Source organism: uncultured Microbulbifer sp., from assembly GCF_947504145.1.
Classification (GTDB): Bacteria; Pseudomonadota; Gammaproteobacteria; order Pseudomonadales; family Cellvibrionaceae; genus Microbulbifer.
Map to the genome: position 1 here is coordinate 1 of NZ_CANNGQ010000006.1, position 14,104 is coordinate 14,104.

Annotated in this window: 9 protein-coding genes; 5 read left to right on the top strand and 4 right to left on the bottom strand. The window is 55.7% G+C overall.

Annotated elements, in window-relative coordinates:
• Together Q1A74_RS17255 and Q1A74_RS17260 are read right to left on the bottom strand one after the other, a co-directional pair.
• Positions 1–1,049, bottom strand: a 1,049-nt coding sequence (locus Q1A74_RS17255) for a BapA prefix-like domain-containing protein (RefSeq protein ID WP_299599291.1), incomplete at its 3' end; no start/stop codon positions are given.
• 267 nt (positions 1,050–1,316) lie between these two features.
• Positions 1,317–2,672 (bottom strand): MFS transporter, encoded by a 1,356-nt coding sequence (locus Q1A74_RS17260; protein WP_299599293.1) that lies wholly within the window; start codon positions 2,670–2,672, stop codon positions 1,317–1,319.
• A 467-nt stretch (positions 2,673–3,139) separates the two neighbouring features.
• Between Q1A74_RS17260 and Q1A74_RS17265 the strand changes: the two genes are divergently transcribed.
• Both Q1A74_RS17265 and Q1A74_RS17270 read left to right on the top strand, forming a co-directional pair.
• Positions 3,140–4,711: a carboxylesterase family protein gene (locus Q1A74_RS17265; protein ID WP_299599295.1), complete on the top strand. Its 1,572-nt coding sequence runs from the start codon at positions 3,140–3,142 to the stop codon at positions 4,709–4,711.
• A gap of 71 nt (positions 4,712–4,782) precedes the next feature.
• A complete protein-coding gene (locus tag Q1A74_RS17270; protein ID WP_299599297.1) occupies positions 4,783–5,409 on the top strand; it encodes a histidine phosphatase family protein in 627 nt (208 codons plus the stop codon).
• 118 nt (positions 5,410–5,527) lie between these two features.
• Here the strand turns inward: Q1A74_RS17270 and pepN are convergent, their stop codons facing one another.
• Together pepN and ggt are read right to left on the bottom strand one after the other, a co-directional pair.
• Complete coding sequence (gene pepN, locus Q1A74_RS17275; protein WP_299599299.1) at positions 5,528–8,170, bottom strand: aminopeptidase N; 2,643 nt, start codon at positions 8,168–8,170, stop codon at positions 5,528–5,530.
• A 25-nt stretch (positions 8,171–8,195) separates the two neighbouring features.
• The gene (gene ggt / locus Q1A74_RS17280) at positions 8,196–9,905 is read right to left on the bottom strand and encodes a gamma-glutamyltransferase (RefSeq protein ID WP_299599301.1); all 1,710 of its coding nucleotides are present in this window, start codon (positions 9,903–9,905) and stop codon (positions 8,196–8,198) included.
• A gap of 119 nt (positions 9,906–10,024) precedes the next feature.
• Here ggt and Q1A74_RS17285 point away from each other — a divergent pair, with 119 nt between their 5' ends.
• From Q1A74_RS17285 to Q1A74_RS17295, 3 genes are all read left to right on the top strand, one after another.
• The gene (locus tag Q1A74_RS17285; RefSeq protein WP_299599303.1) at positions 10,025–13,249 is read left to right on the top strand and encodes a YdbH domain-containing protein; all 3,225 of its coding nucleotides are present in this window, start codon (positions 10,025–10,027) and stop codon (positions 13,247–13,249) included.
• Between the two features lie 159 nt (positions 13,250–13,408).
• Entirely contained in the window at positions 13,409–13,621 is a 213-nt protein-coding gene (locus tag Q1A74_RS17290; protein WP_299599305.1) for a YnbE family lipoprotein, read from the top strand.
• The gene (locus Q1A74_RS17295; RefSeq protein WP_299599307.1) at positions 13,621–13,986 is read left to right on the top strand and encodes a YdbL family protein; all 366 of its coding nucleotides are present in this window, start codon (positions 13,621–13,623) and stop codon (positions 13,984–13,986) included. Before Q1A74_RS17290 ends, Q1A74_RS17295 begins: the two co-directional genes overlap by 1 nt.
• The last annotated feature ends 118 nt before the right edge of the window (positions 13,987–14,104 follow it).

Consider the following 14,104-nt stretch of genomic DNA (forward strand, 5'->3'; position numbering starts at 1 on the left):
TCGGCGTCGGCGTCGGCGTCGGCGTCGGCGTCGGCGTCGGCGTCGGCGTCGGCGTCGGCGTCGGCGTCGGCGTCGGCGTCGGCATCAGTATCGGCATCGGCGTCCGCATCGGCATCGGCATCAGCGTCGGCATCTGTATCTGCGTCGGCATCTGCGTCTGCATCGGCATCGGTATCCGCATCAGCATCTGCGTCTGCATCGGTATCCGCGTCGGCATCTGCGTCTGCATCGGTATCCGCATCGGCATCTGCATCGGTATCCGCGTCGGCATCTGCGTCGGCATCGGTATCCGCATCGGCATCTGCGTCGGCATCGGTATCCGCATCGGCATCTGCGTCTGCATCGGTATCCGCATCGGCATCTGCGTCTGCATCGGTATCTGCGTCGGCGTCAGCATCAGAATCTGCGTCGGCATCGCCATCGGGTGGCGGCGGACCTACGGGCGGTGGTTCGGATACCGGCGGTGGCTCGGATACCGGCGGCGGCTCGGATACCGGCGGTGGCTCAGATACGGGCGGCGGCTCGGATACCGGCGGTGGCTCAGATACGGGCGGAGGCGAAGAAGTGGGCGGCGGCGGTGGAACCGGCTCAACGAAGGGTTCGAAGGTCCCTTCGTTGCTATCGTCATCATCGACTGCTGCCGCTATCCCTACGATCCCCAGCGCAGCCAGCCCAGCCCACACCCATGGGCACACAACGTCCCCTGTGGGTGGAACCACGCCCGCCAGGTCAGCACCACTGCTGACCTGCGCCATGGAGAATATGGAACCATCCACACCCTGCTGAGCGAGCAACACCGTACCGGACTCCGGATCTTCAAGAAAAAGATCACTCTGCGTGCTGCCGGAATCCGCGAGATAAAAATTTTCGATCGTGACTATTTCGCCATTTTCCAGCTGAATAATCAGATCGTCCCCGGCCCTGGAAAAGGCCACTATGTCGTCTTGCGCCAATGCAAGTTTGACGAAACCTGGTGAGTTCAAAACCACGTTGGTGGAATCAAATGAACTCAGGACGCCGCTCGACTTATCGACTACCTGGGTTTGCATCCTGCCTACCTACTTTTTTCATCATCCACTGATGAGATCCTGACCAATGTTGACAAAGCGGCACCCTCACCCAAAACCAGCCCCAATTGAGAGTGCAAACTTTACCCCATATGTCTAATTTTTAATCAGACATATATTGGTATGGATGAGTTATTCAATTTCTTCAAGCAAACGCACAAAAAATGAGAAAGTGAATATATGCCCCAGGGAACCATCGAGCGCCAAATTGGCAAACGTCGCGGCACGACCTTGAGGCAATTCCACTTTTTATGTCGCAGTCGATTTTTCCAGCGTGCCTTCAACCTCCCCGCTCGAACTGAGCGGGCGTGGCAGCGCCTCACTCAGCCGGTAGCTGTGGCGATAGAGTGTCAGCACCAGCCCACAAAGGATAAACATGCTCCAGTAGAGAAAACTCCCTCCGAACCATTCGATGATAAAGCCGCCCACAAGCGGCGCACTGGACCAACCAAAGGAATAAAAGGAAGAAGCACCAAAATAGCTACCGCGCAGATGGTTGGGAGCCATTCGATCTACCTGAATACTCATCGTGGGAAACAGAATTGCTTCCGCCACACTGACAATAAAAGTGGCGCCGAGCCAGCCGTAGTTCCAGTGAACCGGATTTAGTGCAAACCAGACCTGCCCCGCTGCCAGAATAATCACGCCGAGCATCATCCGCTTGTTAACACACAATCCCCGCATCAAACGTAACAGTGGAAACTGCAGAAACACGATGGTCGATGCGTTTATCAGGATCATGCTAGAGATCAATCCGATCAGCGCTGGCGTCTGTAACTGCGTCAGATACTGCACCAGGCTGGTATCAAAGTGGGCATAAATAAACAGGGTTAAAATATTCGCCAGCACGATCACCAGAAAGACTCGGTCCTGTCGAAGAACACGTAGCGTCCCGGAAAAGTCTGTCACTGTGTGCTTTTGCGCAGCCGATGCTCTGCCCGCCACGGAATATTTGAATGCCCATACAAACCCGAGGCACAGCAGCAGATAGCTCAGCGCCGTCAATCCAAACGTGGACTGCTGTGCACTGATACCCGCCCAAACACCGATGATCGGTCCGAGCGCCGCCCCCACGTTGATCAGGAAATAACGGAATTGAAGCGCCAGCTCACGGCTCTTTTTCTCCTGAATAAGATCGCCAAACAATGCGCTCGCCGGTGGCTCCCAGATTGCACGGCCCACCGAGCACAGAGTGATCGACACCACAAAGGCCGTAAGGGATTCGGCAACCGACAGCACAAGAAAGGCAACCGCATTAATCGCCGTGCCCAGAATCAGAATACTGCGCCGACCGTAGCGATCAGATAGCGCGCCAACGTAGAACCCCAGCACTGCGGAAGCCATCGCCGAGACGCTGAGAATCACACCGATGGCGCCGGGGCCCAGTGCAAATTTTTCATGTAGCAGGATCGCCAGAAAGGGCCACACCATGAAATAGGTGCCGCGACCAAAAAAGCTGCCAAGTAAAACGATCCATATCAGGGGCGGTAAGCCGTACAGTGATTGCCACCATTGCCTGTCCATTGCCGTATCTCCCAAATTTTCGGCATAAAAAAACCCGGAGGGCAGAACCCTCCGGGTTTTTTCCTGGAGGGTTTTGATCAACCCTCCAGCACAAAAAAATTGTTCACTGTCAGGTAATCATTCTGCGCACTCGCATCGCCACAGCAGCACAGGTCGCAGTTGTGGACAGGTGTTTACACAGAGATTTGCATAGCCAAGTGCAGGCAGAGAGATACATTGATAGAGATACCACCACGCACACGTCGGCAGCGTCGACGGAGTATGGTCCGCGGCGATACGGGGTGTTGAGGGGGGTAATCAGGTTCACAGGTTGTCTCTACTTGTCGTTGATTCGAAATATGTTTCGAAATCAGCTTGGAAAACCGATACATATAATTGACAGGAATCATTTAATCATATCGGACTTATCTTCCATTGCAACCGAATTCACACGTTAGTTTCGCTTTTTTCACTTCGGCAATATTTTGGTCACACAGCGAGAAACGAACTCGAATGTGACAGCTTCTATACTTGCCGGGTAAGAACGTTGACGAAGGATAGAACCCATTATGCGGATTTCTGATGGTGCCGAGCACTCCAGGATTGTGGATGCTCCCTGCGGCCCGCTAAAAGGAAAGATGGACGAAGCCGGATCCGTAGTACAGTTTCTTGGTGTGCCTTACGCGCTTCCCCCAGTGGGCGAACTACGCTGGCACCCTCCCCAACCGCACCCCACCTGGAAGCAGGTACGCCAGGCGACCCGCTACGGTATGCCAGCGCCACAAAACCCTTCTCCACTGTTTGATGTCAGCGGACCAGATGGCGAAGCGCCGGACAGTGAAGATTGCCTGTACCTGAATATATATGCGCCGGTAACGCCAACCCGCGATCAACTTCCGGTAATGGTATGGATACACGGGGGATCCTTCTATCTGGGCTCTGGCTGCCAGGCACTGTACAACGGCCGCTATCTTGCAGAAACCGGTCGCGCCATCGTAGTCACCCTCAACTACCGCTTGGGCGCGCTCGGCTTTCTGCGCCTTTGCGATCATATCGATGTGCCTGCTTCCGGCAATGAAGGGCTGAAGGACCAGATCGCCGCGCTCCGCTGGGTGCGAGAAAACATTGCGGCTTTTGGCGGCGATCCGGACAACATCACTCTGTTTGGTGAATCTGCCGGCGCCATGTCCATTGCATCGTTATTTTCGGCACACACCGAAAGCGGCCAACCTCTGTGTGGGCAGGAGTTTCACAAGGCCATAGTGCAAAGCGGCAACCCGGGCATCCTTCACAGCAAACGAAAAGCCGCCGGACTGGCGGAAAAATTCTGTGAGCTACTGGCAGACGTACGCAACGGCAAACCAATCCGACAGCGCCCTACGACCCGTGAGATTCTGCGGGCTCAGGAAGCACTGTTGAATGACTCTAATGTCGATGCTAACTGGGGGCACCTGCCCTTTAAACCAGTCCTGGACGGAACACTGCTTCAGCAGACACCGGTAGAAGCGCTGCGCAGTGGTGCCGGTGCCAATGTGGCGATAATGGTCGGTAGCAACCGCGACGAGTGGAACCTGTTCAGTGCGGCGCGCCCGGAGACCCTGACCCTGGACGACCAGCAGATTCGCGGCCACCTGCAAAACATACTCCCCCGACCATTGATCACCGCGCTACTCGATCACTACCGGCATCGGGCGGAGTCACAGCCGGACAATCCCTGGCCCCTGTGGAGCCGGACCTGGAATCTGATGCTGACCGATATGGTGTTCACCGTACCGGGCTTACGCCTGCTTCAGGCACACCGCGGCCAGCGCTTCCACTACCACTTTTCCCAACCCTTGAGTGCGCAACCACTACTGGGCGCGTGCCACGCTGCGGAATTGGGCTATGTGTTCGGCACCCACAGTCACAGTTCTCTTCAGCATCTATATGGCGGCGAGGCAGAGCCCCAGACACTCAGCAACACCATGCGCAATGCCTGGCTGAGTTTCGCCGAATCTGGTAATCCCGGGGAAGACTGGCCCGGCTTCGAACAGGGCCACAGCCGCCAGTTCGGGGATACCCAGAATCACTCTCTGGATCTCGACGCACTACACCAACTCTGGAATGACATGGAAGATACGCGCATGAACGGGTTTCTGTAGCCAGATCGGTCGGCCTCGTCGATGTCGGTTATGATGGACAGATACTGACAAATACCAGGGAGGCCCAGCGTTTGCACCAGATTATTCTAATCCGCCATGGTGAAGCTGCGAAGTCCGCCACCGATGCTGACCCAGGCCTGACCGAGCGCGGTCAACAGCAGGCCCAGGAACTGATTGCGAGTCTCGACAGGCGTTTTCCCGGTGGCCGGGACGTAACGCTGGTCAGCAGCCCAAAATCCCGCGCGCTGCAAACCGCCATCCCCGTCGCCACGCACTGGGGTAAAGAGATTCACCAGGTTCCCGATGTCATTGAAATTCCTTCTCCTCAAGGCGTGCCGCTGGAAAAACGTGGCGCATGGATTCGCCAGTTCCTCAACGACAGCTGGACCAGCCTGACGCCTGCACAGAACCTGTGGCGTGAAGGACTGCTAAGCTACCTTTCCGGGCTGGAAGGCCCGGGCAGTAAATCACCCGACGTGTTAGGGAACCCCGACCACACCACCTTGGTTTTCTGTCACTTTATGGTGATCAATTCCGTTGTCGCTGCGCTGAAGAAGCACAATAAGGTCGCCCAGTTTTTTCCAGACTACACATCTCAAACCGAGATAAAACTCGATCGAGGTATTCTGACACTGACGGAACTGGGGCAGGAGCGGAATACCGAAGGCGAAGATGCGGGCGAGCATCGTATCCAGTAGTCGAAACCAAACATCGAAGCCAAATATCAAAGCCAAATATCAAAGCCAAACGTCAAGTCCATAAATTAAGGGGCCGATGGCCCCTTAATCCTTATTTCACGATCGCAAGCTGACCCGGTCAGCTGAGGCTTTTACTCACCACCTCATACAGATCGCCAGACAATTCACCACTGTCCGCAATTCGCTGTAACGCACAGTGAATCTGTTTGCCTTCTTCCGCGCGATATTTTTTCCAGCGCGTCAACGGCGTAACCAGACGAGAGGCAATCTGTGGATTCAACTTGTCCAGCGCAATGACCTGATCTGCCAGGAACTCGTAACCACTGCCATCTTCCCGGTGGAACTGCCTGAAGTTTCGCATGGCGAAGCCTCCCACCACCGCGCGCACCTTGTTCGGGTTTTTAAGTTCGAATGCCGGATGCGCCATCAACTGCTGTACTCGATCCAGCGTGCCGAAGCTTGCGCTACTGGACTGCAGGCCAAACCAGCTTTCCACCACCTGAGTGTCCTGCTGCCACTGCTGATAAAAGGATTCCAGTGACCGCTCCGCAGTTGACCGCGGCCCGTACTCCACCATGGACGCCAGCGCGGCGGATACGTCCGTCATATTTTCGTCGCGCTGGAACTGGGTTTTCGCCAGGGCCTGCGCATCCTCATCACCAGTGATACTCAGATATGCGAGGCAGGTATTTTTCAGGCTGCGTTGCGCAATATCGGCGGCGGTTGGCTGATACTCCTTGCGTTGATCCAGCGCTTGGTAACGCGCAAGGAACTGCGGCTTGAGTGACTGCGCGATCGATTGGCGGGCGAAGTCTCGCGCGGCAATAATCGCCGCAGCATCAATCCCGTCGCCTTGCTCGGCCAGCTCCTGCGCGCTGGGTAGCGCGAGCATCTTGGCAATCAGTGCCGGGTCCAGCTCTGTGCTGTCGAGGAGCGCGGAGAATCCGTCAATCAGTGCAGTGGGACTTTCCAGAGGCTCACCGGCACGGAACTGGACTTGCAGCGAAGCCAATGTATTCAGTGCCAGGCGTTGGCATGCGTCCCAGCGATTGAACTCATCCTGGTCATGCTGCATCAAGAATTTCAGTTGCTCACTGCTGTATCCATAGCGAAGTTTCACCGGGGCGGAGAAACCACGCAGTAGCGATGGCAACGGCTGCTCCCCAATCTTGTGGAACGTGAATGTCTGGCTGGCTTCGGTAAGATGAAGAACAACCTCAGTGCTTCCGGACTCATTCACTGGCAGCGCTTTGCCGCCCTCCCCCAGCAGGCCAACGGCGACCGGGATATGCAGCGGCAACTTTTGCTCCTGACCCGGGGTTGCCGGCGTATGCTGGCGCAACGTAAGGCTGTAGGTCGAGCTCTCGCTGTCGTATTCATCCGTGGCTTCTACCACTGGCGTCCCCGCCTGACTGTACCAACGGCGGAACTGTTTGAGGTCGGCATTATTGGCGTCCTCCATGGCTGCGACAAAATCCTCGCAGGTAACGGCATTGCCATCGTGGCGATCGAAGTACAGATCACTGCCCCGGCGAAATGCCTCCGCCCCGAGAATGGTGTGAATCATCCGCACCACTTCCGCGCCCTTTTCATACACTGTGAGCGTGTAGAAATTGGAGATCTCCATATAGGATTCCGGGCGGACAGGGTGAGACATGGGTCCGGCATCTTCGGCAAACTGGGCGGTGCGCAAGAGCGTGACATCTTCAATCCGCTTGACCGCCCGGGAGTTCATATCCGCAGAAAACTCCGCATCCCGGAACACGGTAAACCCTTCTTTCAGGCTCAATTGAAACCAGTCTCTACAGGTCACCCGATTGCCAGACCAGTTGTGAAAATACTCGTGGGCAACGATGGATTCGATGCGCTGGAAAGCGGCGTCGGTCGCGGTTTCCGGGCTTGCCAACACACAGGCAGAATTAAAAATATTCAGCCCTTTGTTTTCCATAGCACCCATATTGAAATGGTCTACCGCCACGATCATGAAAATATCCAGATCATATTCGCGGCCATATACCTCCTCATCCCAGCGCATCGCGTGCTTGAGGGAGGCCATGGCGTGCGCGCATTTTCCGATGTTGCGCGCTTCAGTGAACAGCTGCAGTTTCACTTCTCGACCGCTGGCGGAGGTAAAGGAATCCTCGACATACTGAAGGTCCCCCGCCACCAGCGCGAACAGATAGGAAGGCTTGGCAAAGGGGTCTTCCCAGGTGACACGCAAGCGGCCGTCATCTGTTGAGCCACTATCGACTTTGTTGCCATTGGAAAGCAGCACCGGGTACTTGGCCGGTGCAACAATGGTGGTAGTGAACACCGACATCACATCCGGGCGGTCCGGATAGAAGGTGATTTTACGAAAACCTTCCGCCTCACACTGGGTACAGTACATACCGTTGGACAAGTACAGACCTTCCAGGGAAGTGTTGGATTCCGGTGCGATACGTGTCTGGATTTCCAGTTCAAACCCGGGCTTATCGACCGACAGGGCAAGCCCCCCGTTCATCTCCTGGTACCGTTGAGCGGGGAGTAGCTCACCGTCTTCCGCAATGGACAGCAACTCCAGATCAACGCCATCCAGCCACAAGGGGGGATACTCTTTCTCGCCAGCCTTTGCGGCGTCTGGATTGCGACGCACTTTGAGGCGCGACTTTACCAGGGTGGCGTGGGGGTCCAGATCAAATGTCAGCTCGGTACTGTCTATCAGATACTCTGGGGCCTGATAGTCCTTCAAGTAAATCGTGCTTGGCTTAGCGTGTTTCATTCGCGTGTTACATCCACTCTTTCGATTAATAGCCGGCAGCATGGCCGTCTTTGCGACTTTCCGATGCGCCGTGATAAACGCCCTGGTCTGATTTCAATATGGCCTGGTAGCCACCGTAGGGGCCGCTCTCAAAGCGGATCTGGTGTCCCATCTGGACCAGTTTGCGGCGGGTCTCCATGGGAAAACCGTCTTCCAGGCTCAGGTAACCACCGTCTTCCATCATTTCACCCGTAGGCTGACTTGAGCCACTGTGCAGTATCCGCGGCGCATCCCCCGCTTCCTGAACATTCAGGCCAAAGTCCACCATATTGATGACAATCTGAGCGTGCATCTGCGGCTGGGTCGCCCCACCCATGACGCCAAAGCTGAGCCAGGGTTTTCCGTCTTTTGTGACAAACGCGGGAATAATGGTGTGGAAGGGCCGCTTGCCCGGCGCATACTGATTGAAATGCCCTTCTTTCAGGCTAAACATTTCCCCCCGATCCTGGAGAATAAAGCCGAGCTCCCCCGGCGTCATACCCGAGCCCATACCCCGGTAATTACTCTGGATCAGTGAGACCATATTGCCGTCTTTATCGGCGGTGGTCAGATAGATGGTATCCCCGTGGCGCAGTGCCACATTGCCCGCATCGTAGCGCTTTGCTGCCTTGTCCGGATTAATCAGTTTGCGGCGCTTGTCTGCATACTGCTTGGAGATTAGCTCCTGCACCGGCAGTTTGTTGAAGTCAGGATCCGCGTAATATTTGGCGCGGTCTTCAAATGCGATCTTTTTCGCCTCGGTAAACAGGTGCACATACTCGGGACTGGTACGGCCGAGCTTTTTCAGATCGTAATGCTCAATGATGTTCAGAATCTGCAAGGCGGCGATACCCTGCCCGTTCGGTGGCAGTTCCCAGACATCGAAACCACGGTAATTTGTGGAGACTGGATCAATCCAGTCAGACGTGTGGCTGGCCAGGTCCTCATAGAAAAGAAACCCGTCATTGGCCTTCATGTAGCGATCGATTTCCCGGGCAATATCGCCTTTATAAAAGGCATCGCGACCGCCATCGGCGATCTGCTGCAGAGTTTTTGCCAGGCGCGGGTTGCGAAACAGCTCGCCCTCTCTTGGCGCGCGGCCATCGGGCATGTAGGTCTCGCGGAAGCCCGGAAATTTTTCCAGGATCGGTACCGAGCGATTCCAGTAATAGGCCACCAGCTGCGTAACGGGGAAACCTTTGTTGGCGTAGGAAATAGCCGGCGCCAACAGATCCTTCATCGGCAGCTTGCCAAACTTCTCATGCAATTCGAACCAGCCATCCACCGCGCCCGGTACAGACACGGGCAATGGCCCGTGAGACGGGATTTTGTCGAGATTATTGTCGGCAAAGTAGCTGAACGGCAACGATTTCGGCGATCGTCCGCTGGCGTTCAGACCGTGCAGCTTTTTGTCTTCCGCGCTCCAGACAATCGCGAACAGATCCCCGCCAATGCCGTTGCCCGTGGGCTCCATCAGCCCCTGCACCGCATTGGCGGCGATGGCCGCATCCACTGCACTACCCCCCTTTTTGAGGATATCCAATGCCACCTGTGTCGCCAGGGGTTGGCTGGTGGCGGCCATTCCCTGGGTCGCCAGTACCGGAGAGCGGCTGGCGAACCCTTCGCCATTCACGCGGTCGTATCCATGGACACCACCAGCAAGAGACAATGTGCCCACAAGCGCTATGGCAACTGCCGCCAGTGATTTCCGGCGCACTCTGAAACCAGCGCGTAAAACTGTCATCATGTATTTCACAATTACTGCCTCTGTCATTATTCTCAGAACAAGTCTCTACATTTAGTCGCCGATTCTCAAGTCGGTCAACCGAGGTTTTCGTGCGCGTTGTCTCCCGCCTTTCGATTATTTTCGCCGGTATACTGATGCTGGCCCTGCTGGCGGGTATTTCCGGCTGGTTGAGCCGGCACCACTGGTTGCCCGCGGTGGTCAACCATCAGCTGCACGGAATCTCCGTGTCCGAGTTACGCGGGCTGACTCTTAACCGCCAGAACAACCAGATTAGCGCACAGTTTGACCACCTGATTCTGATTACCGATACCGGGTTGCGCATCAGCATTGATGACGTGCAATTAATGGGCCTCAGAACAACAATTCGCGCAATGCGACGCGCGACAAACGGCAAAAAGGGAGAAAAAGAGCCAACCGCATCGGCGTTGGGCCAGCTGCGGGTCGCCCGAGTAACCGTGCACGCTCCCGACCAGGACCTCAAAAATTCAGCGGAACCGGAAACACCACACTCCGGTACAACTGCCAGTAACACGCGGTCTTCCGGAGGCAATACCTCAAACATCCCCTCGGACAGCGAACAATTTTCGATCAATGACATACTGCGCACACTGAGCAATATCCCCCTGAGTGCCCTGGCGATCGAGCAGCTTTACTGGGACGAAAGGTTCGACGGCTATCTCACCCTGTCATTCCAAAACGCCCCAGAGTCGCAGCCCTCCGGCCAGAAATTATCGGGACAGATCCGTAGCTCTCAGTGCGCCGATTGCGCGATCAATCTGACGTTCCAAAATCCGGAAGTGCGTCAACCCAGTGTTCAGTGGCAACTGTCACACGGGGAGGATTCAGTAGCAAATTTTCACGCCACGCTAAACCGGGCGAAGACAGGGAAGAACGACACTGCGCAAGACGAGTGGACCCTGAAAAGTCGCCTTGCGGTCAAATCGCAACCAATAAAACAGCTGATCGAAGAACTGGAAATCCCCCTGAGCCCCCAAACCAATGGCACCGAAACGCTGGACTGGAGTGCACTGCTTCAATCCGTGACGGGGCAGATTGAACTGGGACTTACGGGGCAAGTCCCGGACAAATTCGGGAGTACTGCAGACCTGACCGACCTGATCGCAACACTCGCCACACCGGCGCTCTCCACAGTACTACCGGAAAACCTTGCCGGTGTTCCACTGGCGCTACAATATTCCGCCAGCTCTCCGCTGACCGTTCACCTGGCGACCGTTTCCCCGCTGGCGGTAAAAAGTGCACAGGGCGATTTCACCCTTCAGCTCACGCCCAAAATCGAGCACCCGCAAGCGGACGGCGTATTCTCAAGTCCGCTACTGCAGGTTCACGTTGCGCTTGGCACGAGCGAACGCACTCCAGTAGCCCGCCATGCAATCCGCTTTGATGGACACTACGATCTGTCCCAAATTGCTCCGCTATTGTCCGGTGCGAAGTGGAAGTCCACTCTCGGCGACTACCGGCTGAACGGGCTCAGCGGTCGCCACCGATTTACCGGAAGCGCTTTACTCCCCTCACTGGAAAGTCTTTCTGCTGGAAAGACCCCAGCGACATTCGAGCAGCTTTCCACGCAAATTGAGCTGACAGCACCATTAGAGTTTCGAGTTTCCTTGCCAGAACAAGAAAATCCACTGGCGGCGATTGGCTGGAAAGGCGCACAAGTCCAGGTTCGAGCCAGCAAGCCGTTGATTGTCTCTGCTGATAAGATTCCCGGCGCAGTCACACTGAAACTCTCCGATCTCGAATTCAAAGCCACTGAACACAACAAGAACCCAGGCAAAAATACTGAATACCCGCCAATCCTCGCGGGCACGGTCAGCAGAGGCTTGTGCACACGTTTGCCCGCTGTTGATTGCGCGATTTCCCTGAAGACCAGCCTGAACAGGCTGAATCTGGTTGACGCCGCGACGGCTGTGGAACAGCTGGATTTTGAAACATCAGTTGCGGTCAAACATCCCGAGGATACTGACCATACGGAGTACACGTTTAACAACCTCAACCTTGTCGCCGCTAAAATAACCTCGGGCCCCGCGACGATTTCCGCTCCTGAGTTATTCACCCAACAGGCTGCATGCCGGATAAGCGAGCAGGAAACCGCCTGTAAAATTCCCCAACTGGCACTGAGTATCGCACCGCTGGCACTGGAAGACAGCCGGATCAGTGGTGCGGTTTTCCTTGAGGAAGTTGCGCTGAAGAACACCACCGGCAAACAGTTTGGCGTTAATATCCAGGCACGGTTTCGTGGAGAAAACCTGAACATATTAGCCATCGACCAATTCAAATCGAGTATCGCTGCCAGTGGCCGTATGGCACTTGCCGACGGTCTGCTTGCGGGAAGCGGGCAGGCTGCCGCCGGGCCACTGAAGGTGGATTCCGTGTGGACCCACAGTCTCGAAACGGGCCAAGGCAAGCTGCAGCTGACGCTGCCGGAGACCACGTTCTCACCAAACAACACCTTGAGCCAGGCGGTGCACGGCTTACCTGCGGACATAGTCGACGGCACGCTGAGTGGGTCTGCGCAACTCAACTGGCCGGAGCAAGGGCAAGATCACGCCGTTCTGGCAATGAAGGAGACAGGGCTTCAAGTCGGTGAAAGCTTCATTGTGGGCGTCAATACCGAGATAACACTACAACAGCGTGGCAACCGCTGGTCTACTGAAAAACCCGCACCGGTATCGATCAATACCGCAGATGTGGGCGTGGCGGTGAACAACCTGCACTTCGCACTCGCCCTGGACCCGACAGGCGACCTGACATTGCAAAATTTTGCCGCAGAGTTGCTCGAAGGCGTTCTGACGTCAGACAAATTAACCTGGAATCTCAACGGCGAAGAGCGCCGCTCCCAGCTCCAGTTTACCGGCATCGCCATCGGCGCCCTTGCCCGGGAAATGGAATCCCAGAACTTTGCCGCCAGCGGTCTGCTCGACGCACGGATCCCGCTGGTCACCGACAAGCAGGGTGTCACTGTTGAGAATGGCACCATCCAATCCCGCCCACCCGGTGGCCGCTTGCGCTACTACGGCGCTTTTTCGCCCGCTATGCTCGGCAGTAACCCCCAGCTGAAACTCCTTGCCGGCGCGCTGGAGGATTACAACTACCGGGATATAAATGGCACCATTACTTACCCGTTAAGTGGCGACCTGAACCTGAACTTGAAATTGACCGGCCGCAGTAAGGCCATTGATGCCAATCGGGACCTGATCATCAACCTGAACCTTGAAAACAACATTCCCACCATGTTGCGCTCACTGCAGGCCAGCCGGGACCTCACAGACGTACTGGAGCAGCAGGTTCAGTAACCGATTCAACCATCTGCGCGAGATGGCACCGAATTCGGTACACTGTTCAGTTACGGTTAATCCGGCAGTATCTATAGTAATCATCAACAGTTCCCAGATGCCATCCATGGACCATCAGGGAATCCTGAGCAAACCCCTGAAGATATACGGGAGTATTCAGTGAATCAGACAGGAATCCTCAAGCGCCCGGCACTTTGCTTGCTGCTGGCGCTCGGCCTGGCGGCTACCAGCGCCTGTACGCCCACGGTCGCCGTGCAGGCCCCCAGTGAGCCCATCACCGTCAATCTCAACGTGAAAATTGAGCACGAAATTCGCGTCAAGGTAGACAAGGAACTGGACAGCCTGTTTGAAGATAAAGAAGGAATTTTCTGATGAACGAGAAAAGGAAACTGACAGCCATGAAACCATTGGTGAAAAAACTGATTTCCGGGCTTTTTTCTCTCACCCTGCTAATCGCCCTGCCCGCCGCCGCAATATCCCTGAAAGAGGCCCAGAGCAAAGGCGTGGTCGGCGAAGCGAACAGTGGTTATATCGCCGTAGTGCAGGACAGCTCGCCAGAAGTAGATGCACTGGTGGCAGAGGTGAACGCCAAACGCAAACGGGAGTATGCCGCCATCGCCAAGCGCAATAACATCGACATTAGCCAGGTGGCAGCACGTGCGGCGGAAAAACTGGAGTCCCGTCTTTCCAGCGGTGAGTATTACCAGGACAACCTGGGGCGCTGGAAGCAGAAATAAGCAGTAGCCATCAGAAAAAGGCCACAACGAAAAAACCCGCAATCTGGATTGCGGGTTTTAACAAAGTCAATGAGAGGGGAGGAACCGGTTGCGCTTTCTCTATCTCTGATGGGATGCC